General features: G+C 71.9%; 1 pseudogene. It reads left to right on the top strand.

The features are described 5' to 3' along the window. Positions 1 to 423 (top strand): annotated as a pseudogene (locus B0W88_RS34250) (heme utilization protein); the annotation flags it as partial.

Raw genomic sequence — 423 nt, forward strand, 5'->3', positions numbered from 1 at the left:
AGCAGCCAGATCCCCGCGCTGACCAGCTCGCAGATCGCCGCCATCGGCACCGCGCAGGTCGCCACGATGACCACCGAGGACGTGGTCGCGCTGGGCTCCGCCGGCATCAAGGCGATGGGCTCCGCGCAGATCCATGCGCTGAGCACCGACGACGTGGTGGCGCTGACCAGCGGCCAGGCCGCCGTGCTCAGCTCCGCCCAGGTGCAGGGCCTGACGACGGCCCAGCTCGTCAACTTCAGCACCGACGACCTGCGCGCCCTCTCGAGCGCCGCGCTGCGCGCCTTCAACAGCGCCCAGCTCGGTGCGCTCGACAGCGACCAGATCGGCGCCCTCACCAGCGGCCAGGTCCAGCAGCTCACGACGGCGCAGGTCGCCGGCATGGGCAGCGACACGCTGAACGCGCTGACCAGCAGCCAGATCCCC

The sequence above is a fragment of the Pelomonas sp. KK5 genome, from assembly GCF_001984095.1.
Lineage (GTDB): Bacteria > Pseudomonadota > Gammaproteobacteria > Burkholderiales > Burkholderiaceae_C > KK5.